General features: G+C 51.0%; 23 protein-coding genes. 10 read left to right on the forward strand and 13 right to left on the reverse strand.

The genetic code is table 11. The annotated features are described in order from the left end of the window. The first annotated feature begins 233 nt into the window (after positions 1–233). From V7775_RS22825 to V7775_RS22835, 3 genes are all read left to right on the forward strand, one after another. On the forward strand, positions 234–1,205 hold the full coding sequence (locus V7775_RS22825) for an alpha/beta fold hydrolase (protein ID WP_335754246.1): 972 nt from the start codon (positions 234–236) through the stop codon (positions 1,203–1,205). A 144-nt stretch (positions 1,206–1,349) separates the two neighbouring features. Continuing rightward, entirely contained in the window at positions 1,350–2,075 is a 726-nt protein-coding gene (locus V7775_RS22830; protein ID WP_335754247.1) for a glutathione S-transferase family protein, read from the forward strand. A gap of 79 nt (positions 2,076–2,154) precedes the next feature. Further along, positions 2,155–2,628, forward strand: coding sequence for a hypothetical protein (locus V7775_RS22835; protein ID WP_335754248.1), 474 nt, complete (start codon positions 2,155–2,157; stop codon positions 2,626–2,628). On the opposite strand, the gene V7775_RS22840 is transcribed toward V7775_RS22835, so the two are convergent. Continuing rightward, on the reverse strand, positions 2,625–3,353 hold the full coding sequence (locus tag V7775_RS22840) for an NAD(P)-dependent oxidoreductase (protein WP_335754249.1): 729 nt from the start codon (positions 3,351–3,353) through the stop codon (positions 2,625–2,627). The genes V7775_RS22835 and V7775_RS22840 overlap by 4 nt on opposite strands. Before the next feature lie 81 nt (positions 3,354–3,434). On the opposite strand from V7775_RS22840, the gene V7775_RS22845 reads away from it, so the two are divergent. Then, a complete protein-coding gene (locus tag V7775_RS22845; protein WP_335754250.1) occupies positions 3,435–4,337 on the forward strand; it encodes a LysR family transcriptional regulator in 903 nt (300 codons plus the stop codon). 167 nt (positions 4,338–4,504) lie between these two features. Here V7775_RS22845 and V7775_RS22850 read toward each other — a convergent pair whose 3' ends face one another. Then, positions 4,505–4,690: a hypothetical protein gene (locus V7775_RS22850; RefSeq protein ID WP_335754251.1), complete on the reverse strand. Its 186-nt coding sequence runs from the start codon at positions 4,688–4,690 to the stop codon at positions 4,505–4,507. Continuing rightward, entirely contained in the window at positions 4,677–6,293 is a 1,617-nt protein-coding gene (locus V7775_RS22855) for an FAD-dependent monooxygenase (protein ID WP_335754252.1), read from the reverse strand. Before V7775_RS22855 ends, V7775_RS22850 begins: the two co-directional genes overlap by 14 nt. Before the next feature lie 86 nt (positions 6,294–6,379). Here V7775_RS22855 and V7775_RS22860 point away from each other — a divergent pair, with 86 nt between their 5' ends. Next, positions 6,380–7,075, forward strand: coding sequence for a helix-turn-helix transcriptional regulator (locus V7775_RS22860; RefSeq protein WP_335754253.1), 696 nt, complete (start codon positions 6,380–6,382; stop codon positions 7,073–7,075). Between the two features lie 196 nt (positions 7,076–7,271). Here the strand turns inward: V7775_RS22860 and V7775_RS22865 are convergent, their stop codons facing one another. The 8 genes from V7775_RS22865 to V7775_RS22900 all read right to left on the reverse strand — a co-directional run bounded on the left by V7775_RS22865 (position 7,272) and on the right by V7775_RS22900 (position 16,352). Further along, entirely contained in the window at positions 7,272–9,524 is a 2,253-nt protein-coding gene (locus V7775_RS22865) for a mechanosensitive ion channel family protein (RefSeq protein ID WP_335754254.1), read from the reverse strand. After that, positions 9,521–10,642: a 2Fe-2S iron-sulfur cluster-binding protein gene (locus tag V7775_RS22870; RefSeq protein WP_335754255.1), complete on the reverse strand. Its 1,122-nt coding sequence runs from the start codon at positions 10,640–10,642 to the stop codon at positions 9,521–9,523. Before V7775_RS22870 ends, V7775_RS22865 begins: the two co-directional genes overlap by 4 nt. Positions 10,643–11,055: 413 nt before the next feature. After that, positions 11,056–12,597 carry a polyamine aminopropyltransferase gene (locus V7775_RS22875; protein ID WP_335754256.1) on the reverse strand — a complete coding sequence of 514 codons (1,542 nt, stop codon included), beginning with the start codon at positions 12,595–12,597 and terminating at the stop codon, positions 11,056–11,058. Continuing rightward, a complete protein-coding gene (locus V7775_RS22880) occupies positions 12,594–12,818 on the reverse strand; it encodes a DUF350 domain-containing protein (RefSeq protein WP_335754257.1) in 225 nt (74 codons plus the stop codon). The genes V7775_RS22875 and V7775_RS22880 overlap by 4 nt, the downstream gene beginning before the upstream one ends. Before the next feature lie 17 nt (positions 12,819–12,835). Beyond that, positions 12,836–12,991, reverse strand: a complete 156-nt coding sequence (locus V7775_RS22885; protein WP_335754258.1) for a hypothetical protein — start codon at positions 12,989–12,991, stop codon at positions 12,836–12,838. A 3-nt stretch (positions 12,992–12,994) separates the two neighbouring features. Next, positions 12,995–14,284, reverse strand: a complete 1,290-nt coding sequence (locus tag V7775_RS22890; protein ID WP_335754259.1) for a DUF4178 domain-containing protein — start codon at positions 14,282–14,284, stop codon at positions 12,995–12,997. Then, the gene (locus tag V7775_RS22895) at positions 14,281–14,892 is read right to left on the reverse strand and encodes a DUF4178 domain-containing protein (RefSeq protein ID WP_335754260.1); all 612 of its coding nucleotides are present in this window, start codon (positions 14,890–14,892) and stop codon (positions 14,281–14,283) included. The genes V7775_RS22890 and V7775_RS22895 overlap by 4 nt, the downstream gene beginning before the upstream one ends. Positions 14,893–15,161: 269 nt before the next feature. Next, on the reverse strand, positions 15,162–16,352 hold the full coding sequence (locus V7775_RS22900) for an NADH:flavin oxidoreductase/NADH oxidase family protein (RefSeq protein WP_335754261.1): 1,191 nt from the start codon (positions 16,350–16,352) through the stop codon (positions 15,162–15,164). A 410-nt stretch (positions 16,353–16,762) separates the two neighbouring features. Between V7775_RS22900 and V7775_RS22905 the strand changes: the two genes are divergently transcribed. Then, on the forward strand, positions 16,763–17,044 hold the full coding sequence (locus V7775_RS22905; protein WP_335754262.1) for a hypothetical protein: 282 nt from the start codon (positions 16,763–16,765) through the stop codon (positions 17,042–17,044). A gap of 12 nt (positions 17,045–17,056) precedes the next feature. Here the strand turns inward: V7775_RS22905 and V7775_RS22910 are convergent, their stop codons facing one another. Together V7775_RS22910 and V7775_RS22915 are read right to left on the reverse strand one after the other, a co-directional pair. After that, positions 17,057–17,608, reverse strand: a complete 552-nt coding sequence (locus V7775_RS22910; RefSeq protein WP_335754263.1) for a 2OG-Fe(II) oxygenase — start codon at positions 17,606–17,608, stop codon at positions 17,057–17,059. Between the two features lie 18 nt (positions 17,609–17,626). Next, positions 17,627–18,064 (reverse strand): adenylyltransferase/cytidyltransferase family protein, encoded by a 438-nt coding sequence (locus V7775_RS22915; RefSeq protein ID WP_335754264.1) that lies wholly within the window; start codon positions 18,062–18,064, stop codon positions 17,627–17,629. 242 nt (positions 18,065–18,306) lie between these two features. On the opposite strand from V7775_RS22915, the gene V7775_RS22920 reads away from it, so the two are divergent. The 4 genes from V7775_RS22920 to tdh all read left to right on the forward strand — a co-directional run bounded on the left by V7775_RS22920 (position 18,307) and on the right by tdh (position 22,291). Further along, positions 18,307–18,954 carry a CDP-alcohol phosphatidyltransferase family protein gene (locus tag V7775_RS22920; RefSeq protein ID WP_335754265.1) on the forward strand — a complete coding sequence of 216 codons (648 nt, stop codon included), beginning with the start codon at positions 18,307–18,309 and terminating at the stop codon, positions 18,952–18,954. A gap of 452 nt (positions 18,955–19,406) precedes the next feature. Next, a complete protein-coding gene (locus tag V7775_RS22925; RefSeq protein WP_335754304.1) occupies positions 19,407–19,967 on the forward strand; it encodes a helix-turn-helix domain-containing protein in 561 nt (186 codons plus the stop codon). A 96-nt stretch (positions 19,968–20,063) separates the two neighbouring features. Next, positions 20,064–21,251: a glycine C-acetyltransferase gene (locus V7775_RS22930; RefSeq protein WP_335754266.1), complete on the forward strand. Its 1,188-nt coding sequence runs from the start codon at positions 20,064–20,066 to the stop codon at positions 21,249–21,251. Then, positions 21,248–22,291, forward strand: coding sequence for an L-threonine 3-dehydrogenase (gene tdh, locus V7775_RS22935; protein WP_335754267.1), 1,044 nt, complete (start codon positions 21,248–21,250; stop codon positions 22,289–22,291). Before V7775_RS22930 ends, tdh begins: the two co-directional genes overlap by 4 nt. Positions 22,292–22,962 lie beyond the last annotated feature (671 nt).

Here is a 22,962-nt window from a genome sequence, read left to right on the forward strand (position 1 = left end):
GCGCGGTTGTCATCACGGTCGAGGCACTCGATTGGAATTGCCCGCAGCACATCCCTCAGCGGATGACGGTGGAGGAGCTGGAACCGCAGCTTGAACCCTTACGTGCAGAACTGTCCCGCCTGACTTCTGAGAACGAAAAGTTGAAATCGATGCTTGGTTAAAACGTCTGATCCTAGCGCCATTTTCAACCCACAAATTTACTTCATTTCTACAAAAATAAGGAAAAAGTCCAAATGTCCTATGCCATTAAATCAGCCCTCAGTGCGAGCCTGCTAGCGCTCACCATCACATCACCTATCTTGATGTCCTCTCCAGCTATCGCAGCAGATACTACCGATGCCGCGCAAACTTCATTTCGTTCAGAAGTCATAGACGGACTCAAGGTTGCTTATCGCGAGGCGGGTGATCCGTCCAAACCAACGATCCTATTGCTACATGGGTTCCCAACATCGTCGCATATGTTTCGAAATCTAATCCCAAAGTTGGCCGAAACTTATCATGTTATCGCCCCCGATTTCCCGGGCTACGGTGCATCTGACATGCCTGATGCCGCAAACTATGAGTACTCATTCTCCAATACGGCGGCGATTATTACCCAATTGCTGGACCAAAAGCAGGTCGATGACTACGCCGTCTACCTGATGGATTATGGCGCGCCCGTGGGATTTCGCATGTTTGCAGAACATCCAGAAAGGGTCTCTGGGTTCATCATCCAAAATGGAAACGCATATGAAGAAGGCCTAGGTGAATTCTGGGATCCACTCAAAGCTTACTGGGCCGATCCTTCTGTTGCAAATGGCGACCAACTGCGTGGTTTTTTGAAGATGGATGCGACCAAGTGGCAGTTCACGCACGGAACGCAAAACCCAGAAGCGATCAATCCTGACAACTTTTGGCATGTCCAATACCTGCTAGATCGCCCCGGGAACCAAGAAGTGCAGCTTGAGATGTTCTTGGATTATGGAACCAACATCGCTGAGTACCCGAAATGGCAGGCCTTGTTTCGTGAACATCAGACGCCAACGTTGCTGATGTGGGGCAAGAACGATCACATATTTCCGGCCGATGGTGCACATCCTTACAAGCGTGACCTAGAGAATTTAGAGTTTCATCTGCTCGACACTGGTCACTTCGCGCTTGAAGAGTATGGAAACGAGATTGCGGATCACATGATCGATTTTCTCGATCGTAACACTAAGTCCTAAGTGTCCAACGGGAAATGAAGCGGCGGATGTTGAACACGTGAAGCAACATCCGCTGAGACCCTGTCACAACTGAACGCCACCATTTGCCTCAAGCGTGATTTTTACCATTCTGAGCAATACCGATACCCAGCAAGGTAACCGACAATGTCAAAGAAACTCACATTATATTCTGCGTGGTATTGCCCCTTTGCTCAACGTACTTGGGCAACTTTGGAGCACTTGGAAATCCCGTACGAATACCGCGAAACAGACCCCTACAATAAATCCCCAGAATGGATGGATATCTCACGCGGAACTGGTCAGGTGCCAGTCCTTGAAATTTCAGCGCAGAAGGGTGCACCGCTTCGTATTCCTGATTCATTGCGATCAATGGAATATCTGGATGATTTCGTTAATGAGAACGTCGAGGGATACGCCAGTGGAGCGTCAAATCGCGCTGAGGCTCGCTATTGGTTGGATGTTCAGAAGTCGGACATCATACCCTACTTTTATCGGTTTTTGAAAGCCGACAGCTACGGTTCGGAGGCTGATCAAGCGAAAGAAAAGATGCTGATGGGGCTGCAATTATTTGCAGAATCCATGCCTTTAGAAAGGCCGTATTTCACAGGGAGTACGCCAAATGTTGTCGATTTTGCGCTGGCACCATTTGCACTGCGCATCGAGCTTCTTCTGAAGCACTACAAAGGTTTCACTTTGCCCACATCCGGCGAAACATGGGCGCGCTATGCGATTTGGTGGACGGCCATGAAAACCCATCCTGCGTTCCTAAACACGATGCCGGAACCCGAAACATACGAGGAGCGCCTGATCGAATTTTACCTGCCGTATAGCCAAAGCGGAGGTCAGGAAGACGTCACAAATCTGGCCTAATCATCTGAAATTATTCTATCAAATTGGAGTACATACTATGGATACCGTCGCAATATTTGGCGTTCAATTCATCCTGAGCGTGATCGTTTTCGCCCTAATTTTTAAATGGCACGTAACGCCGTGGCTATCTGGAAAACCAAAAAAAATTGCTTTGGGGATTTTGATCCTTCCACATGCCTTTCGTCACATCGGTTTAACCTTTTTGACCCCAGCGGTGGTTAGCGAGGCTATGCCAAGCGCCTTTGCAACTGCCGCAGGTTATGGCGATTTCATTAGCGGCCTTCTCGCTATTGTGGCGCTGCTTGCTTTGCAAAAGAACTGGACGTCAGCCATCGGAATAGTTTGGGTTTTCAATATTGTTGGATCAGTGGACCTTTTGAATGCGTTGCGCCAGGTCGAAGCCGTGCCGCACTTTGGTGCCGCTTGGTACATCCCAACTTTCCCTGTGCCATTGCTGATCGTTACGCATGTGATGGTTTTTGTCCGACTCGTTAAACGCAATCAGACTAACCTTCATGCACCTCAATCCCATCCATCTACATCGCCTTGTTAGGTCGAGGCCGTATTATAGATCACTGGCATCTTACCCCGCCACATTTTCCAAGTGCTGTCGCTTTCGCTCAGTTGGGCCATGAAGTGGGCGACATTAATGCGGCTCGTCGAACCGGCGTCGAATATGGCACTTCGCGTCGGTGATGTGTTAATGTCATATTCTGTAACTTTTACTTCGTCGGTTAAGCTGTCAGGGCGGACGGCAGTCCATTCGATCATTGGATCAGTCTGGCCAATATTTTTACGCAAATAATCCGCTGCTTTTTCGTTGTCCACGTGCGGAGGAAGCAACAAGCGAATAAGAACCATCACGCATTTCTGGCTAAACGATATCCGCTCATCCAGATCGCGATTGCTGTTGCCAGTCGTGTTCATAAGTACAAATTTGACGGGCTCTGCTGGCTCATTTACCCGAATTGCATCGCATAAACGGCGGGTAGCATCGGTGACCAGCCTGCGTGGCCCGCCAAACATCCCTCTGAGGGTCAGGTTATGCCCTAAACATGAGATCACTGCGCTGCACCCGTGAGTGTGCTTGATCATCTCGGCATCACTGAGATCCAGAATACTCGCCTTTATCACAGACAAATTGGCATGGTTTTTGATGGTCTCAGGAAGGCTATCAAGTGATCGAACAATGATCTTTACGCTTTGGCCGCGTGCTAATAATTCTTCTACAAGCAGACGCCCTGTTGCTCCGCTCGCTCCGATAATAAGGGTTGTCATATTGGTTCCTATTTATTTGGGTTGTCTGCGGTTTAGCGTAGCGATTGAATTATGCGAATTGACCAATTCTTGTAGTTTGATATGCATATATGCATGGATTGGCGTTCGGTAAAATTTGACTGGAACAAAGCGCGGGCCTTTTTGGTCACGGCCGAGGAAGGCTCGCTGTCAGCCGCTGCGCGTGCTTTGGGCATGGCGCAACCGACACTAGGCCGTCAAGTTGACGGACTCGAGCAAGAACTAGGGGTCGTTTTGTTTGAGCGTGTCGGTCGCGGTTTAACCCTCACGCCAAGCGGCCTTGAATTGTTGGATCATGTCCGTGCTATGGGAGAGGCCGCAGGCCGTGTCTCTTTGACAGCGCTTGGTCAGTCGCAAGCCTTAGAGGGATCGATCTGCATCTCGGCTAGCGAAACTTACGCGGCTGTGTTGTTACCCCCGATCATTGCAAAATTACGCATCATGGAGCCGGGCATTCAGGTCGAGATTGTCGTTGCAAACCATGCAAGCGATCTACGTCGCCGTGAGGCCGACATCGCGATCCGTAACTTCCGGCCCACTGAGCCTGATCTGATCGCTAAAAAGATCGGTGATGCTGGTGCGGTCCTATATGCAACGCCTGACTACATCGCGAAGATCGGTAATCCAACGAAACCCGAGGATCTGTGTTATGCGGATTTCGTGAACATAGATCATGGTGGAATGATGCTTAAAGGGCTCAACACGCTAGGGCTTGGTCTGACGGAAGCAAACTTCCCACTGTTGACCGAAAGCTATCTGGTGATGTGGGAACTTGTGCGCCAAGGCGCTGCCATCGGTGTTTTGGATGCTCATATCGGCGACGAGGACCCGTCTGTCCGCCGGGTTCTCCCGAACCTTGAACCGCTCACCTTTCCGATCTGGTTGGTCGCGCACCGGGAACTCGTAACAAGCCGTCGCATACGAATGGTATATGACTTCATGGCGCAGGAATTACGCCGAGGTTAAATTCAGGACGCGGTATTGAACGGCGGGAGTAAGCCTGTGAGCCATCTATCGGTCATGGTAGATTTTTATCTGCGTCCTCTGCATGAAACTGATAGTTGTCATTCTTTCAAAGTCGGCAGATTAGGACCACGACCTCCCAGCACCATGAAATTGAGGTGACCTTCGTCTCAGTCCGAAGCATCAAGATTAATACGTGCCATGTCGATGATGCTAAGAACGCGTTCAGCATCATCCAGTTCGTTCGAAAGCAATAAGGCAAGCTTCGCGAGAAACAGCTCAGACTTTTCCGCACCGACAATATCAAGGGTTTCTGCAAGGGCATCATACACACGTTCTACATCAGTCGGTATCATAGTTTTTTCCTGCAAGTGCATGTTTCAATCCAAGCTTGATAGCGGCAGGCGTAGCCTTGAACCAGCGAGCAGCGATGTGCAGATCGGGACGAATGAGGTAAGCGCTTAAGGCTCCTGCACACAGCAGGTTCCCAACGTCTGACCCGACTTCGACAACAATAATTTTGACGCCGGGAATGTCTATTCTTTGCGCAAGGGCATCCCCGAAGATGATGAACGAAAAACCGTCCCCCAATAAGTCTGACAGGTATCCGTCGCCCATACGCGCTTCTGGCAATGCGACACCCGCGGGCGGCCCGCCAGTAAACATCGTATCGTCTGCACTAATGACGGGACTGTCGGCATAGGTGTAGGGTGTCATCTGTCGCGGATTGGCGAGTTGTCCGGCAAACGGATGGCTTAGCGCGAGGTTCAAGGCCGCATCGCGCATCAGTGCCCAACCGCGTGTGGGCGGCGTCATAAAGCGTGCGGATTTTGTGGCGTTGGCAAAGACATCCAGCGTGGCACCGCGCCGCTCTGGCGTGTAACTATCAAGCAGCGCAGGACTTGCTTTGCCTTGCATCACCCAAGCCAGCTTCCACGCGATATTATGTGCATCGGCCAAGCCATTGTTCAATCCGCGCACGCCGAAAATGGGCACGATATGGGCGCTATCACCGACAAAGAAAACCTGCCCGTCGCGGTAGTCATCTAGGGCAAGGGTGTTGGCGGAATAGGTGCTCCACCACTCCAACTCCCAATCTCCTTCATACCCGATCTCGTTTAAAACAGCGCTGACAGAGGCACGCACAGTGCTCTCTTTCATGGCATCCGTTTCGTCATCTGTGTCGGCCAATTGATAGTCGATCCGCCAGATATTATCTGGTTGTTTGTGGATCAGAATTGTCGCGCCGCGCCTGCAATCTGGATCAAACAATGCACGGCGGATTGTTGGGTAGTCATGTGGCATTTGCACGTCTGCAATCACATAGCGCCCCTCGTAGTTATCGCCCTTAAGGCGCAGGCCGCGCATCTTGCGCATTTGGCTCCGTGCGCCATCCGCGGCCAACACGTAATCGGCCTCAATCGAATAGACACCATGCGGATCCTCCACTTCAAGCTGCACGCCGTTTGGAGTATCTTCAACGCCGATGACCTTGCTCTGCCAACGCGTCTCGATCAGGGGTTCCTTTTCAACGGCATTCCACAAAAACTGCTCAATATATTGCTGTTGCAGGTTATACATCGGGCGGTATTTTTCTTGATCACTATCGGGCATTTTGAATTCAAGGATCTGCTTTCCCCGGTAAAAGCTGCGCCCTGTTGTCCATCCTAACGACTTCTCCAAAAACGGAGCGACCGCGCCAATGCGTTCAAAAATGTTCAGGCTTGAGCGGGCCACGCAAATTGCACGGCTGCCGTCATTGAAGGTAGATTTTGTATCGAAGACAACCGAGGCTACTCCTTCGCGCGCAAGGCCAAGGGCCGCCGTCATGCCAATTGGGCCAGCGCCCACAATAGCAACGGAAGCGGGCTCTGATAGGCTGTCGCGACCCAAAGGTGCATCAAAGTGCGGGTAAGTAAAATAAAGAGATTCTGTCTCGTTGCGTCCCTTAGGCCTCATGGCATCCTCCAAGTATTCCCTGCAAGATAAGAGGCTAGGTGTGTAACGTCTGTCCCCTTTTGTGGGGGACATGGTATGACACTGGCATGATAGCCAGCACAGATCACATCAATCATTGCCTTGCGCATCTAGGGACAGACGCCTTTGCGCAAGTGTTTTGCGATTTTGTTGAAACACTTGGCGTAGACCAGATCATGGTGTTTTCCATCGGCGAAAACCAAGCATCCTGCCTGTTGTCGCGCCATTTCAGTCAAACCGCTTTGGCGGGAAAACTGGCAGCGCTGTATCTGGATGGATTGTACAAACACGACCCACTTTTGCCTGAGCTGTTGGCGACCCATTCGGGCAAGGTAACGTTGCGCCGTCTCAGTGAGATATCTGCGGAAATGGATATTGATTACCGCCAGAAGTTTTTTTGTGCGCCTGGCCTTTTAGACAAAACGACCTTGCTGTGTGTCTGTGGCGACTTGAGGCTATTTGTGAGCCTTTATCAAACAGGAGCCCCCACAGCACAGCCCGATTCAGCTTTGGCCATTTTGGCGGGACGCCTTGCTTTGCTACATTTTGAACGCCAAGCTCAATCTGACACGCCTGCCGTTTTGGATGTTCTAAGTCATCGAGAACGTACAGTTTGTTTGGGCATTTTGGCAGGCCAGAAGGCTGAGCTGATCGCCGCTGAGATCGGGGTCGCGCCATCTACTGTCGTGACCTACCGCAAACGTGCCTACAGCAAACTGGGCATAAGTTCGCGGGCCAGCTTGTTTGCGATTTGCCGCACCTAGCAGATTTCATTGAAAATCACAGCGAACGGCAGCTTCGAGTCCACAGTGTTAGATATTGCAGAGCGTCTAGACGGCGACAAAGTGCGTATTTTCGCTGCAGGTGCGCATTAACAGTCGTTTTTCTCCGTAGTCGCATTTTAGATTGAATGATTAGAGAGCAATGCGTGCGAAAGCACTAATTTTGTTGATCAGAGCCTTATGGCTCATCTGGGACAGGTCCGGGAGGCAACTTGTTTGCTATTGCGTCATGCGCTGCGGCGCTGACAGCTTTTCGTTGTTCGTCTGTCAAATTCTCGTCCCCCGCAATCTCCACCTTCACGTTGCGCTCCGCCATCCGGATGCCATTTGCATTGAACACGTCTCGCACTCCTTGGTAGGCATCGCGGCGCACGACCCATTGCTCGCCCGGGCGTGTCATGAATTTAACACCTACCACCATGTTGAATTCTTCCATGCGGCGCACGCCTTGCGATTTTAACGTCTCCAAAATGCTATCGCCATATTCGGGGTTCTCTTTTAGCTGTGCTCCAACCTGCTTAATCAACTTCTTTACAAGCTTTAGGTCAGTGTCGAAGGGTACACGGAACTCGAGTTTCATGATCACCCAGTCACGCGAATAATTCGTCATGGATTTCAATTCGCCAAAGGGCAACGTATGGACCGCGCCGCGGTGGTGGCGGATTTGCAGGGATCTGATCGAGATCCTCTCGACGGTGCCGCGGAGCTGGTCAATCTCGACGTATTCACCAACTCGGAAGGCATCATCGATCAAAAAGAAGATACCCGATACAACGTCTTTGACCAATGACTGCGCCCCAAATCCGATTGCGATCCCCAAGACGCTGGCACCCGCAAGGATCGGCGCGATGTTCACGCCCATTGAGGACAGTATCGACATCGCTACCATCATCAGCAGTGTAACCATGAGAACAACACGCAAGAGCGGCAAGAGTGTCGCCATTCGCGCCTCAGGTCCGGGGGCAGATCCGTCGGTAGGGGGGCTGTAGGCATTTAGCCTGCGATCTATGGCGGTACGTGCCCATGTCCAAAGCAAATCAGCAATCAACAGCGCGGCCGCACTATCGAGCAAGACTGAAAAGACGCGTTGTGTAACTGTGGGATTCTCGGTGCGTTCGAATATCCCGAGGTTCCAGATCAACGACAGGATAAAGCCAACCGTGATGATCAACGCAAATCGCACGACCCGTTGTGCAATAGGGCGGTAGGTCTCATAGGGATCGCTGACCTCGATCTCTTCTTCATTTTCTTCTTCTTCTACGGTGTCGTCTTCGGATGGCTCGACAACAGGCGCAGGCGGAAGTTTCGCCATATAATCTGCAATTGCATTATCAAATGTGTGACTAACCCAAGACCGCAGCAGTTTCAGGGATACGATCAGGAAGCCAAGACACAACGTGCTCCACATGATCAGGCGAAGGTCCAGTGTCCACATCCCCAGCAGCAGTACGATCAAAAGGCTCACAAAGCTGCGCCATTTGCGGGCTTGCTTGGATCCAGCGGTAGGGCTGATACGACCAGCGAGGTAGAAACCGATGTGAAGGCTAACCAGTGCAGCGAGTGTGACAATCACAGCCAGTATGATGGAAATGGCGAGGATGGTGTTTTCGCTCCCCAGAGGTCTAAAGACTTCGATAACACTTTGGAAAACATCGTTAATTGCAATGGCGAGGATCAATACGCCTGAGAAGCTAAGCGCCGTGCGTGAAATGAGACGAGCCATCCCCGTGCTGATGGGTACCAACCGAAGGCGCGGTACGTAAGGTGCCAGAAATAGCAGAAGGGTCGTGCTAACCACACGGATTGCAACGATTGCCATGAGCAGATTAAGGATCAACGCAAAGAGTATCGGTGGCCAATCAAACGCCGAAAACGCCCCAATGCTGCCAATCGCGAAGGCAAGTAACCCAGACAATGCAAGACCGGCACGTGTGATCGCTGCGGTGATGCGTTTGGTATGGGTTTTGAACTCAGTAATCTCGAGGCGTCGGCGCATTGGGTTCGAGTACTGCCGGAAAAGCCATTCCAAGCCTGCCCCGAGGAACAAGAAAATCAAAACAAACGTCAGGCTTTGGACGCGGCGGTCATCGGTGACTTGCTCTTTCCATCGCCCTTGCATCATCTCAGGGGCTTGCCCCAAACCCTCCCACGTACGGATAAGTGCGCCAATCCGATCTTTGGTTTGCAAGACCAATGCATCAAGCTGGTCGCGCATTCCCAGTGTCTCAGGGACGTCAGCATTCTCGGCTTCAACAGCTTGTTGGTTGAGCCATTCTTGAATGCGTTCATCTGCCAGAAGGCGGGTGAATTCGTGTAGATCATTGGTAGAGGGAGCTGCAACCAAGGTATCTGTCTGTGCTGATGCGGGCTGCGAAAGCATGAGGGTGAAAACGCAGAATAGGGCGATAGCGGCATTGCGCACGGCGATCACGCTGGAACCTCGGATGGTGTAGCGGTTTCCGTTGGTCTGGCGTCCTCGAATGTATAGTCGGCGGGATAAATAGCCTGTACTTCTACCTTGCCACCAGCGGGGGTGAGTTGACACGCAAGCCTTGCGCCTTCGGGGGCTCCGACCTTGTATAAAGTGCGTTGTTCAAGCTCTGAGGCGAGTGGCAGCGGGAATTCTGACCGGATCACACGGACCGCGCAGGTGCCGCATCTGCCGCGCCCCGCACAAAGGTTGGCATGCAATTGATCGTTGTGTTGGAAACCACTCAACATGCTGAGTGCCGAGGTCGAGATCATTTCTTGGCCGCCATTACGCACAAGGATCACCTCTTGTGTTTTTTGTAGGATTAGTCGGATGAACCGTGCCACCAATGTGAAGACAACCAAAATGATCGAGCCATAAATAATTGCCCTGGTTACTTGTTTGATTTGCGCGAAGGGCACGACAACGTCTTCTGGTATTGCAGGGTTACTGGCCAAGTTTGCACCAGCTTGCCCCGCAATCAGCATTTCGCGTCCTGCTTCAGCGTATCCAAGAAGTGCAAAGACAGGAACAATGACCGCCAGAAGGTAGAGCCAATTCAGCAATCGCCCCGCGTTCTCTTTTGACCGCAGCCACGTAAACAGGCCGGCACTGCCATGCACCCAAACCACTGAAAGCATCACAACCTGCATGAGGCCAAGAGCCGGCGCCTGAAGCCAAAACAAGCGGATCGTGTCAGCGTATCCGAAATCTACGCCTGCATCTGCCAACATTGAGATTCCAATTGCATGCGTTGCCAAGAGCGGCACAACAATCATACCAGTCAGCATTTGAACGATGTCTTGCGTATTTGTCCGCAAGGTTGGGCGGACATAGAGAGCCCAAAGCCCCAGAACGAAATGGCTGATCAGGGATGCCGATAATAAGAACCCAGTTATTGGACCTGACCAAAAACCTGAGAGGTAGGGGCGTGCGCGGTCCATAGTCTCAATTGTGATCAAGCCGAGACTGAGGTTGATGAGGTGGCTGGTCACAAAGGCCAATAGAAAGAGCCCTGACCAAATGCGGATGGAGCGCAGGACAATGGGAGCTGTCCTTCTGAAGGATGGATTGGTCATTGCACTGTTCCTTGTCCGCGGTACCAAGTTGAATAGGTGTGTTTTAAACCGCTATTCGTGTCAGCCAACATATTAATTACCTGTCTGTTGTCACCTTGGCGCGTTCTGATGGAGGTTTGCAATATGAAGGGCGTCGAGGATTAACTATTTGCCCCTTACAGTGACAATCAAGTGGTTGCGGATTCTAAATCGTTAAGCTCAGTCTATGTGGAACAAGGTAGGGTCACGCTGCACTGTCACCTTGCTGGTCCAAAGTGCGTAATTTAACTGATCGCTTCCATGAGTTTTCAGAACGGTCTGGGGTAAAAACAGGGTGTTACTGATGGAATTCCACATTTCCGTTCAGACTTGGCCAAAACGGTTGGGTTTGTTGCGGCAAATACACAGAATGAAACACGTCCAAAGAGGCGGGACTACTTGAACCAGTAATCCCAACCGTCTTGGTAATAATTCACCAATTTGTGGGTCTTGATCGAATTGGGCTCTACGTCTGTCCGGTCGACATCCGCCGCAAAAACCTGTGCGCTTTCCCAGACATTTTCTGTCATGAACTTTAGCTGTAGGGGAAACTTTATGCTTCGATCAATTCGTCCCTGTGGCAGAACCAAGCCGAACCCCCAATCGCCAAAACTGGGGACATAAACATGGTAGGGTATGACAATTAAGGGGGTTTGGAAATCCGACGGGTTTCGGGTCATCTCTAACGTTTCGACAACTGACCAGAACGCATCGCGCGCAAAAAGCGGCGAACCGGATTGCGTGACCAAAGCCCCATATGGGCTAAGCCGCTCCATCAGAAATGCGTAGAATTCGGATGAATACAGCTTTGATAGCGCAATCGATTTAGGGTCGGGTAGATCGATAATAATGGCGTCGTAAACTGCTGTATCCGCTTCGATGAACCGCCAAGCATCTTCAGCGATGATTTCAACACGTGGATCATTCAATGATCCCGAATTCAAAACTTTGAGCTGCGGGTGTTCGCGGAAAAGTTCGGTAATCCGTGGGTCTAGATCCACCAAAGTTATCTTTTCTACATCGGTGTGCTTCAAGACTTCCCGCGCTGCCATTCCATCGCCGCCGCCCAAAATCAAAATATTGCGTGCGCGTGGAATTATGCTCATCGCAGGATGCACAAGGGTTTCATGATAGCGATGTTCGTCCAACGTATCGAACTGAATGGAATGATCTAAAAACAGCCGCGTACGATCCCTGAACTGGGTCACATTTATTTTCTGGTAAGGCGTTGTTTCATTGAGAATAACGTCGTCTTCAAACATTGCTGCATCAACGACGGATACCATACGTTCGGTTGTCGCCAATCCCAACAATGAGGCGGCAAAGGCGGCTGCCCAAACTACCCGCAGGACAAGGTCAATCTTGTCTCTAAAAATCCAAATCGAAAGGCCAGCAACGGCAAGGTTTAGGCACCCAAATGCAAGCCCCGCAGACATCAAGCCAAGATGGGGGATGATCAGCAATGGGAATGCTAAAGAAGCAACTAAGGCCCCGACATAATCAACACTCAGCACATTTTCAAAACGGAACTCAGCAGCACCAATTTCCTTTAGGAGCCGTGCAATAAGCGGAATTTCCATGCCGGAAAGAACGCCAATTGTCCCTAAAATACCATAAAGAAGGATGCCGATATCGCCCATAAACGCGTAAACGAAATAGAGCAGGGGGGCTAACATGCCCCCGATCACGCCAATGCCGACCTGAACCCAGACAAACCCGCGCGTTGCATCGCCAACAAACCGTGAAAGCCACGCGCCAACGCCCATGCTGGATAAAAACACGCCAATAACAAAGCTGAACTGCCGAACTGAATCGCCCAGAAGATAGCTTGATAATGTTGCTGCGATCAGCTCGTAAATTAGGCTAGAGACCGCGACCAGAAACGTGGCAATCAAAAGCCAGATTGCCTTTGTATCCCCCTCAGGGAGGCGCGTCATGACAGGATGACAGCGGCGATAATTATTGAGAGTGAAACGAACACTGAAGCGATCAAAATTGCGAGCGCAATGTTTTGATCATGCTCAATCTCTTTGATGATTGGAAACGGTGCAAAAGTGCGAATAACCCACCAGCACGCCGCAAGAATGATTACACCAAGAAAGGAATACACCAAGGTTGAGACGATCTCAGCCAATGAAATTGCAGAAAAAATATCCATCTAGTCGTTGTTCCTTTTCACTTAATACGCCCACCGGAAAAACCACCGGGGCCACCTATACGCACAGACCGATCCAGATCACGGCTGTCCGCCCAAACCCCATTGTATGACAGGTAGTAAAAGCCGCCCAACAGCGCCACACAAATCAAGACAAAGGACACTCGTACAATCATGTTTTAATCATCCGTCCAGTCAGACCCCCACCACCGTCGTTTTTGGTGAATGTACACTCTGGCGTGCTGAAAGCCGCTGAACAAAAAGAATGCAAGCGCCAAAAGCCCCATCCATAATGGCGCGGCTACGCCTTGCGACACCGAGACCTTAATATTTGATACGGGTGATCCGGTGCGCGACCATGTCTCGGCCCCATCAAGAGAAAGTTCAAGCGTGTATTCACCTGCAATTTTCGGGGTGAAACGCACAATACCTTTGCCGTTTCCCTCAGACCATGCGCCCTCGCTGTCACGGCCGTGATAACGCTCAACCGTTCGTCCTGTTTCAAAGACAGGGACGCCTTCTGGGTCCGTTACATACATCCCAAGATAGGCCCAGCTGTTGTTCACATCTGCCGATACGTTGATCATGGCCAGACGGTCAATTTCGGTAATTTCAAACGGGATTTCTAGAGGGAGCGCCGCGACATTTTGAGTTGCCGATATCAGTGTTTTCCCACCAGATTCCTCGCCTAAAACGAACATCAAGATGACCGCCACACAGCAAAACCCAGTACTGATCCATTTCAGGAAATTTTCATGTCGCCCCGCATGATACGGCAATAATGCATGCATTCCGATCGGGCCTGAAAGATCGTCTATACCGAATGATCTGCACGTTTCGGCAAACGGCAAATAGACCGTTTTTGCAACTTCTTCTTCGCCGCCATATTGTTCAAAGCCAAGCATGGCGGAACCAGACATCGCAGTGATGGTTGTGCTGCGGCGTCCCATTTCGGGCTGCCAGTTAAACTCCCCTTCCACAAAGGTGATTTCAGAGGTGCTTGTGTCAAAATATGTGTACTGGGCACCTTCACTTATGACCGTTGGCGGAGTTTCCGCTGTCTCGACGCTTTGCTCACTCATCCAGGCGGGCCGTGTTGAGTGGCGCAAACGGCGCGTAAACGTAAAATGACCTTCCTCAACAGACAGATAGGCATATCCGTGTGTCGGCGAAAACAGCTGATGGTCCGTCCAATGCCTAACCCGACCAGCGTACCGTTCTTCCATCCCTAATGTACCTATAACGGTAAAAGAGACACCTTCGATGTTGCCCTGCATCCCAATCTTAAATGGGCTGTCGGGGCGTACAAGATCACCAAACTCTTTCAGAACTTTATAATTATGCTGCGCATCCAGTTCAGCGCCGCAATAGCCGCACACATGGACCTGCACACGCCCACCGCCCAGAACATCAAGACCTGCGCCACAGGAGGTACAATTGATTGAATTGATGGATGAGGCAGCGGTCATTTTTGGACATCCACCGTGAGTTCAAAAGGATCAAGCCATGCACCAAAATACCAATCAGGAGCACCTTCAGAGAACTCGCCAGAAAGCAAAAGACCATGCTTGCCAGCACAATTAACATATTGGTGAACTGATCCCACAATCAGGATTTCAGGGAATACACCCCGCACCGCGATACAGGTTGCTGTGCCAGTCTCAGTAACTCGGTAGCTGCGATAATTTGCGATGACGTGCTCACCCAACTTGGGTGGTTTAACATTCTCGGGATGATCCGCCTTACGAAGCGCCCGTTGCAAAACAACATCGCCCTCATCAACCGAAATCCAAGTGTCACCTTCTGATCCTTGCACCCAAAATTCATCCCACCATCCACGACCGTAATCAAACCGTGCATGACCCAGGATTCGATATTCAACGCCCTTAGCGCGAATGGACTGTCCTAACTTGAAAAGCGCTGGGGCATCATGCATTTCACCGCTGGATCCAGCGTTTTGAACATGCGGGCCGTCAATGATCAAAGTCGTCTTGCACGACGGACATGTGGCCATCTTTGCCGCAAGGAAACTCACGGGCAGGCTGTCACCACAATTAGGGCAGTTGTTTGTTTCCATTGAAGTACTTTGTATGATGCGCCTGATGGTGTCCAAAAAGCCCGAGGGTTAATTGTTTTGACCATCATCATGCATAAGGTGCGAATTTATCATAGAAGGCAACGCCCTGAGGATGGGGCGAACGACCCTTGGCGGAAATTCTTTCTAGAAGCTGTAAAAGGCGATATTTGACCCATTCAAGTGGTATGCAGCAGGCCGAAAGCCGCGCATTCACAGGATGCGAGGCTTAGTATTAGGTATTCCAACTCGCATTAGGCACGCCGTCTGTCCTAGCTCTTGAAATGGCGAGACCAGATTTCCGTTCTTTTTGCGTCGCGTACCTCATATTCGAGTATGGCTTGAGAAAGATCGCCGACCTCATTCGTTTCTTTGTCAGCACCTATCTCCGTTAGCCGCATCGTATACCACGCCGTGATCCCGCCTTCTGGCGCATCCGAAAACCTCGGAAATACTGGCTCTGGCATCTCGCTTGCCATCCAGAGATTAGGCAGGCTCGGTTCAAGAGCTAGCGCACGGGCGAGGCCAATAACATCGACGACACCACTCGCCACGGCGTCTTCCGCTTGGGCTCGTGTTTTGAAACCGCCTGTCAGCATCAAGGGCTTGGAGGTTTTGGTTCTTGCGCGCTTAGCAAATTCGATAAAATATGGCCCGCGTCCAGCACCATCTGATGCAGCTTTCGCACCCGGAAAATATGTTCCACCGCTGATGTCGATTAGGTCTACGGATGAGGCGTCCAAAGCCGCGACAACCTCAAGGGCGTCATCCTCAGCTAGTCCGCCAATCAGCTGATCTGAGGAGTTGAGCTTCACTGCAATAGGAAAGTCAGGGCCAACGGCCTCTCGCGTTGCCTCAATGGACTGTAGCAAAAGTTTCATACGGTTGGCGATTGTTCCGCCATAATCATCACTGCGCTTGTTGAAGAGCGGCGACAGAAATTGACTTAGGAGAAATCCATGTGCCGCATGGATCTGCACACCGCCAAACCCTGCTTTCTTGGCCAGCTTTGCTGTTTTGGCAAAATCTGTGGGGGTTTGGTGGATTTCATCTAGGGACATCGCTTCACACCGTAGGTCTCGCAAATCAAGCGCGCTTGGCCCCTTTGGGTCGCTGATTGGCGCGTATGCAAGTGCGCCCGCATGTCCAAGTTGGAGCCATAATTGCGCCCCGTTTTTACGGCCGAGTTCTGCAAGCGCCTGAAATTTCGACAAATCGGAGTTCCCGTTCAGCACAAGATTTCCTGGTTTTTCGGCGTAACGGGGTGAGGGTTGCACCTCGCCAATAATTGACAAAGCAACCCCACCGTCGGCCCACCGCTGGTAGAGATGATTTTGTTGAGCCGTCGGGTGGCCTGTGCCGTCGCCTAGTGAGTCGGACATTGCAGATTTGGCGATACGGTTTTTCAGAATCACGCCGCAGGGCAACTCCAGTGTTTCAAATAGAACCTCATGTTGTTGCATCCGAACCGTCCCATCCAAATTTTGCTGCTCCCAATACATCTATGAAAACCAATGCCACGGCAACTCTTGGCCAGTTTCAGCCTTAAACAGGCACGATGTATCTACGGCACTGAGACACTGCTTGCCACTTAGCTTCACCTTTTTTGGGTGCGATCAGCGATCATAAGGTTGTGCATATGGCAAGGTCACGGTAGCGCCTTGGAGATGGCGTAAGACTTCAGGTGAATAACAGCGCGTTGATGCTGATTCTGACAGCGCCAGACGCCACGCTGGTGTTCATAAGATGCAAACCCTACCAAAGAGGGGGAATAACGATGGTGTTACATGGAAAACTGCTAACCAATATCTGTTCATCAATTCTCTGAGACGAAAGTACGCTGAAAATCCCTAAATCATCAAAGGATGCATCCATGACAAACCCAGACAAAAATGCGCCAAAGGTTCACTATATTTGTCAGACATATGTGCAGAAGAAAGCTGGGCCAGGTGTGCAAGCTGGTTTGGAAATCGGTAAGCAATTCCAATATACCAGCGCCTCGGAAGCACAAAACCGTGCTGAACGCGAAGCTGCATCTGACGAATGCGCTGGCGCTGACGCTTACATGATTACCGAGGACCCCAGTTCTGGTGAGGTCAGCGCTCCAGAATTCCTTGTCAGGCTTGGAGACGTCCCTGAATTTGATGAATTTTGAACTGAATTCAATTTATCGAAATGCAGGGCCATGCGCCCAGACAGTCATTGAGTGACGTGTGCCACTTTTGACGGGGGTCACTTGATGAAGTGCAAAGCTGGGGAATACAGTGACAGACCCCTGCATTCGGCTGGCGACCATGACATGCGACCCCGGCATGACTTCCAAATTGCCACCTTCATATGCGCCAGCTTCGCTCAACTGTAGGACCAGTGTGAGTTTGCGTTTTGCGGCCAATGGGCCATCCCCAATATCAGAGTGCCACGCGAAATGGCCTGCTGAAGAGGCCTTGTAACTTGCAACCTGCGGGCTTTCTGCAAACTCGCGTAGATCGAAATCGAACTGGTTGAGATTGGATCTTCGAACGAGCTCGATCAGCCGCTCCATCACCCAACCCATGCCCGCAAGGTCATCCATCCAAACCAGTTCGGAGTTACGAAGGTTGTGGTCGCGGTTCTGACCCACAAGAAATGCATCTCGGCTTGGCACAGCAGTGATTGCCGCGGTAATACGTCCACATTCCCCAGCGGTAAATGCACCGGGTATTGCATCAATTGCGATCATGTGGACTGCGCCAAAACTCTACGCACAAAGAGGTTCTAGATGTGCTTGAGATTGTGCCAAAACCATCTTCTTGATTTTCGTCGATGACGTTCTAGGGTTGTAACGCACCTGAGCAATCTCTTTGCCCATTTCCCTTAAATAAGCATCCACATCAAGATTGTGAGGTTTTGTCCCCCAATCTTCACCGATGACAAAAATATCCGCGTTCACTGCTTTGCAGCCTGAAACATATTCCAGCGCGTGATAGGGGCGGACAATGTCGACACAGCTAAGGGCTTGCAACATTTCCACACGCTGCTCCAATGGAACAACAGGGACGTTTGGTTTGTAAAGGTTAACAACCTCATCGGACGCAACACCAACAGCGAGAATATCCCCTAGGGACTTGCAATGGTTCAACAATGCAAGATGCCCGACATGAAGGAGGTCGAAAGTGCCAACTGTATAGACGATCATTTTTCACTTAGTCCTTTTACATGCACATGAACGGTGCTAGCTGATCGTGGAATGAAACCACGACCGCACAATATTTATTCATTAGTTTCAATTATTTAAATAGATTTACCTCCAAACTTTTAAAAGTCTGGAGTTGGTTTGTGTTCTGAAATCACAGGTTTCAAAATCACGCAGAATGGGGAGTAAAGTTCGCCAGTCTGACATCGACTAAGCGTCTGTTTAACTAACTCAAAGGACTGTCCATGACAACCGAAAACGCCGCGACGCCAACAAGGTCCATTCTGTCATATATTAAGGACCTCCCCAATATCTGTTCGCTTGCAGGGTTGGGATGCACAGTATTGGCGATCTATTTTCTGATCATTGGTATCTATCCCGCGGCGATGATCGGGATGGTCTGGGCGGTTGGGTTCGACTGGGCTGATGGGCTCATTGCCAGAAGAATGAAGGGCCGAACTGGTGATGACAGTAAATTTGGTGGTCAGCTTGATCTGCTTATCGACATTGTAAGCTACGGTGTTACGCCCGCAATTTTGATCCTGAGCTACGCTGACTTTAACCCAGCCTTCCTGCCAATAGCATTCATAATGCTGGTGTTTGGCGCGATCCGCCTAAGTTATTTCAGCACGTTTGGTCTGTCAGGGGGTGCGAAATACACGGGGCTTGCCATCGATAATAATAGTCTCATTCTCGTTTTTGTATTTATGTTTGCGGATTACTTTGATCGTCCCATGTTTGCTATCGTTTTGGCTGCATGTGGTCTTGGTCTGGCAATCTTAAACGTCTCTCAGATTAAGACGCCAAAGCTGTCTGGTAATCCGATCAATGTTGTCATTCTTGCACTCTATACGCTTGCCGTTACGGCCATTTATGGATGGGCACTATTGTAAGCGTAACGTGAAATGAATGACCAGATTTTGGCCTAATTATGAATGTCAGGTCTACTGACTTGCAGAGAAAACAATGAAATCCCCCCGTTCCGGAAGGTTAGCTTTCGTGGGGGGGGCTGCGCCAACTGACTAAATACCCCGAATAAATGAAACAAAAAAACCGTAGGGACTGCACAAGTCGAACTCGCTTGAAGTGTTTGAGATCAAAGAGGTCGCTCAAGCTTTCTGTCAAGCGCACCCAGTAGCGTGGGTTGAAGGGTTGTTTTGTCCCGCGTCTCGGTTGTTGATCAGCAACAGCCGCACTGATGCACATCCGGTTTGTCCGCACAGCGGGCATTTAACCGTCCAAGTCGTCTTACATGAGCCGTGCAGTTGTATTGAATGGTGGCAACGGACCCAGTCTGCCGAAGTTCAGTCTTGCAGCGAGCTGCTGCTTTTCGATATCATCCGTTATTATGGAAAACACCGACGCAATATTATCTTTACTGCCAACCCGCCTGAAGGACGCACGCCGTGCCAAGGGGTTATCGCTTGATGCTGTGGCTAAACTATCTGGTGTGTCGCGCAGTATGGTCAGTCAGATCGAACGCGGGGAATCGTCGCCCACGATTTCGACGCTGTGGAATCTGACCAAGGCGCTTCAGGTGGATTTTGCGGGGCTACTTGAGGATGATCAGGAAAGCCGTGTTGAAGTTTTGCGCAGTGGTGATGTCCCAGCGATAGATAATCACGGCACAGGGTGTTCGATCCGCATCCTGTCACCGCCCGAGCAAGCCGGACGGCATGAAGTCTATGATCTTCGGTTTAACCAAGATGGTGTGTTGGATAGCCTGCCACATGCGCAAGGCGCCCGTGAGCACCTGACCGTGATTGAAGGACGTCTAACTGTCACAAGCGGTGATGCTATTGAACAATTATTTGAGGGCGACACGGCACGTTATGCGGCGGATGTTCCACATAAGATCCATTCTGATGGCTCAGCTCGCGCCTTTTTAGTGGTGCATGGGGCTTAGGGTCATCCGACTTCACGGATTTTTGTCCGTCTTGACGTAATTCCTGTATTGCGGAAAAATATCCGTTATGCGATCCTCTTGGAAACGGAGGACGCTATGACAACTGCATTTTTGAATCACATGACCGAAACGCTGGCACAGATAGATGCTGAGCAGATGACAAAGCACGAGCGCTTGATCTCGTCCCCACAAGCTGGGCGGATCACGGCAAATGGTAAGTCTGTGATCAACCTGTGTGCCAATAATTATCTTGGGTTGGCTGATCACCCTGATCTAATTGAAGCCGCGAAAGGTGCAATGGATACCAAAGGCTTTGGCATGGCGTCGGTCCGGTTTATTTGCGGTACCCAAGACCTGCATCGCGAGTTGGAAACACGGTTGGCAGGTTTCTTGGGTAAGGACGATTCCATCCTATTCGCAGCCTGTTTTGACGCCAACGGCGGGTTGTTTGAGCCCCTGCTGGGGCCAGCGGACGCGATCATTTCTGACGCGTTGAACCACGCGTCGATCATCGACGGCATCCGCTTGTGTAAGGCGAAACGCTATCGCTATGCCAATTCCGACATGGCGGATCTTGAGGCGCAATTGCTGGCCGCAAAGGCGGATGGTGCTCGGTTCATTATGATTGCCACTGACGGCGTGTTCAGCATGGATGGGTACCTTGCCAACCTTCCGGAGATCACCAAGCTGGCAGAAGCCTACGGTGCGCTTGTAATGGTGGATGATTGTCACTCGACGGGCTTCATGGGGCCAAAGGGCGAAGGTACACCTGCGCATTTTGGCGTCGATGTGGACATCATGACAGGTACGCTTGGCAAGGCGCTGGGCGGGGCAATCGGCGGATACATTGCTGGCCCTCAGCCCGTGATTGATCTGCTGCGCCAGCGCGCGCGGCCCTATCTGTTCTCAAATTCATTGCCACCCTCCATTGTTGCGGCAGGAATTGAAGCTATTCGACTGGTCGAAGAGGGCGGTACCCTGCGTGCAAAACTATTTGAAAATGCAGCCCACTGGCGGGCAGGGCTAACGCGTTTGGGGTTCGATTTGCTGCCTGGCGAGCACCCTATCATTCCCGTCATGTTGGGCGAAGCGCATTTGGCACAAGACATGGCAGCGCGCCTGTTTGATGAAAGCGTCTATGTCAGCGGTTTCTTCTTTCCTGTTGTACCCCGTGGCCAAGCCCGCATTCGCACGCAGATGAACGCATCGCTAACAAAGGATGATTTGGATCGCGCATTGGCTGCATTCGAGATCGCAGGAAAAGCCGTTGGAGTGTTAAAATGAGCAATGAGATGAAAGCGCTGGTCAAGGCACACGCCCGCGAAGGTCTGTGGTTGCAAACCGCTCCTGTGCCTGACGTTGGACCAGATGATGTGCTGATCCGTATCCACAAGACTGGCATTTGTGGCACAGATATTCACATCTGGAACTGGGACGAATGGGCCCAGAAGACTGTCCCCGTGCCTTTGATCACAGGTCACGAATTTGCAGGTGAAATCGTTGAGCTTGGGCGTAACGTAGACGGGCTGAAATTGGGCCAAAGATGCAGCGGTGAAGGTCATCTTATAGGTAAACAGTCTCGCCAAAGCCGGGCGGGGAAATTCCACCTGGACCCTGAAACACGCGGCATCGGAGTGAACGAAGATGGCGCGTTTGCCGAGTATCTGCGCTTGCCAGCGTTTAACGTGGTGCCTTTGCCGGACGATATTAGCGATGACATTGGCGCGATCCTCGATCCTTTGGGCAACGCCGTTCACACGGCCCTGTCGTTTGATCTGGTGGGTGAGGATGTGTTGATCACAGGTGCTGGTCCGATCGGCATTATGGCTGCTGCTGTTGCGCGACACGCGGGAGCGCGCAATGTGGTGATTACGGATATCAACCAAGATCGTCTCGATCTAGCGGCTAAAGTCGCGGACGTGACGCCCGTGAACGTAACCAAAACTGATCTGGCCGACGTTCAGGTCCAGTTGAAGATAAGGCAAGGTTTTGATGTTGGCTTGGAAATGTCGGGCAATCAAATCGCACTCGATCAAATGGTCGAGGCAATGGTGATGGGCGGGCGTATCGCGCTGCTTGGTATCCCACCAGGCAAAAGCCCTGTTGATTGGAGCCGGATTGTCTTTAAGGCCATCACTTTGAAAGGTATCTATGGACGCGAGATATTTGAGACGTGGTACAAGATGATCGCCATGCTACAGAACGGATTGGACGTATCGGGTGTTATTACACACCGCTTTGCGGTCAAGAATTTCTCGGACGGTTTCGCGGTAATGAAATCAGGGCAATCAGGAAAAGTCGTGCTGGATTGGCAGCACGCTTAAACTTGTTTCTGCTACTATGCTAGTTTGGTTGCATGAGGCGACGCACCCAATAAGAAACATTGAAGCTGATTTGAAAAACGACAGCTAGGCCTGCACTGCGAGACTCTATGGATAATGCAGTGAATTTCTGCGTTTCCGTCCCTTGTTCCAAGATGGGTGACGCGTTCGAGCAATAGATATGTTTGGCGCCTATATGACTTATCCTCCGATCTGTCATACCCTCTCAAAGTGATACCCGGACGTTGTCGAGGCGGGATATCACGAGCGGTGCAGAAACCGCTGATCGCAGTTTTCGTTCACGGGTATGGGAACACGATCCAATACTCCGCTAGTTTGGGCACAGCATGTAGACCGTCGGCATGCGTTGTCGAACAATCAAATCAGGTGTTTGGTGCAACGCAAGAATAGCTTACTGGTCCTGCGTCTTGATCCCGATGAACCGTTCTCTCGGTGAATGCTGGCATTCACCTGCCAGCAACGATTTTGGTCGCGTCACAACCTGACGCATGGCCTCCTCATCGGCTGCAGTAGTTTAACCACGCTTGACGTACGGCTTCACATCAATAGGCGGGACTAGCTAAACGTCTTGACCAAGTTTGATCAGCTCACCTGCCCAATGGTGGGCGCGTGCCTAAGGCTTCAATTCCAACAAGACAAGGCTACCGAAGAGG

The organism is Sulfitobacter sp. (assembly GCF_036960155.1).
Classification (GTDB): Bacteria; Pseudomonadota; Alphaproteobacteria; order Rhodobacterales; family Rhodobacteraceae; genus Sulfitobacter.

Bases quoted from the DNA above. Each gene is read 5' to 3' on its own strand.
- V7775_RS22825 (WP_335754246.1), top strand. From the start codon at position 234: ATGTCCTATGCCATTAAATCAGCCCTCAGTGCGAGCCTGCTAGCGCTC.
- V7775_RS22830 (WP_335754247.1), top strand. From the start codon at position 1,350: ATGTCAAAGAAACTCACATTATATTCTGCGTGGTATTGCCCCTTTGCT.
- V7775_RS22840 (WP_335754249.1), bottom strand. From the start codon at position 3,353: ATGACAACCCTTATTATCGGAGCGAGCGGAGCAACAGGGCGTCTGCTT.
- V7775_RS22845 (WP_335754250.1), top strand. From the start codon at position 3,435: ATGCATATATGCATGGATTGGCGTTCGGTAAAATTTGACTGGAACAAA.
- V7775_RS22850 (WP_335754251.1), bottom strand. From the start codon at position 4,690: ATGATACCGACTGATGTAGAACGTGTGTATGATGCCCTTGCAGAAACC.
- V7775_RS22855 (WP_335754252.1), bottom strand. From the start codon at position 6,293: ATGAGGCCTAAGGGACGCAACGAGACAGAATCTCTTTATTTTACTTAC.
- V7775_RS22860 (WP_335754253.1), top strand. From the start codon at position 6,380: ATGATAGCCAGCACAGATCACATCAATCATTGCCTTGCGCATCTAGGG.
- V7775_RS22870 (WP_335754255.1), bottom strand. From the start codon at position 10,642: ATGACCAATCCATCCTTCAGAAGGACAGCTCCCATTGTCCTGCGCTCC.
- V7775_RS22875 (WP_335754256.1), bottom strand. From the start codon at position 12,597: ATGACGCGCCTCCCTGAGGGGGATACAAAGGCAATCTGGCTTTTGATT.
- V7775_RS22880 (WP_335754257.1), bottom strand. From the start codon at position 12,818: ATGGATATTTTTTCTGCAATTTCATTGGCTGAGATCGTCTCAACCTTG.
- V7775_RS22885 (WP_335754258.1), bottom strand. From the start codon at position 12,991: ATGATTGTACGAGTGTCCTTTGTCTTGATTTGTGTGGCGCTGTTGGGC.
- V7775_RS22890 (WP_335754259.1), bottom strand. From the start codon at position 14,284: ATGACCGCTGCCTCATCCATCAATTCAATCAATTGTACCTCCTGTGGC.
- V7775_RS22895 (WP_335754260.1), bottom strand. From the start codon at position 14,892: ATGGAAACAAACAACTGCCCTAATTGTGGTGACAGCCTGCCCGTGAGT.
- V7775_RS22900 (WP_335754261.1), bottom strand. From the start codon at position 16,352: ATGCAACAACATGAGGTTCTATTTGAAACACTGGAGTTGCCCTGCGGC.
- V7775_RS22905 (WP_335754262.1), top strand. From the start codon at position 16,763: ATGACAAACCCAGACAAAAATGCGCCAAAGGTTCACTATATTTGTCAG.
- V7775_RS22910 (WP_335754263.1), bottom strand. From the start codon at position 17,608: ATGATCGCAATTGATGCAATACCCGGTGCATTTACCGCTGGGGAATGT.
- V7775_RS22915 (WP_335754264.1), bottom strand. From the start codon at position 18,064: ATGATCGTCTATACAGTTGGCACTTTCGACCTCCTTCATGTCGGGCAT.
- V7775_RS22920 (WP_335754265.1), top strand. From the start codon at position 18,307: ATGACAACCGAAAACGCCGCGACGCCAACAAGGTCCATTCTGTCATAT.
- V7775_RS22930 (WP_335754266.1), top strand. From the start codon at position 20,064: ATGACAACTGCATTTTTGAATCACATGACCGAAACGCTGGCACAGATA.
- tdh (WP_335754267.1), top strand. From the start codon at position 21,248: ATGAGCAATGAGATGAAAGCGCTGGTCAAGGCACACGCCCGCGAAGGT.